Raw genomic sequence first — 311 nt, 5'->3', positions numbered from 1 at the left:
CAAGCTCAGTTGCCGAAAACAGGAACGTTGCCTTTTCAATGGGAGCATATACAAATTCCACAAGGAATTGATCAAGAAACGATATTAAATGGGGATTTTATTAAAGAGCAAGAAAACCTCATTTTATACGGAGGAGTTGGTACAGGGAAAACCTATTTGGCGGCATTGATATCCTTAAATGCCATACACAGGTTTGGCAGTCGGGTGAAGTTTTTTACAGTGGCAGCTTTAGTTAATAAGTTAATAGAAGTCAACCAACAAGGAACTCTTCCGAAGTTCATGAAGATGATTGAAAAGCTGGATCTTTTGGT

1 protein-coding gene is annotated in these 311 nt (G+C 38.6%); it reads left to right on the top strand.

The window, feature by feature from the left end:
- The coding region (locus tag ACHABW_RS26050) for an ATP-binding protein (RefSeq protein WP_435759955.1) at window positions 1–311 on the top strand (311 nt) is incomplete at both ends.

The organism is Salipaludibacillus sp. CF4.18, from assembly GCF_051262595.1.
GTDB lineage: Bacteria > Bacillota > Bacilli > Bacillales > Salisediminibacteriaceae > Salipaludibacillus > Salipaludibacillus neizhouensis.
The sequence above is the reverse complement of the archived record's forward strand: the minus strand, read 5'-3'. Positions and strand labels throughout refer to the sequence as shown.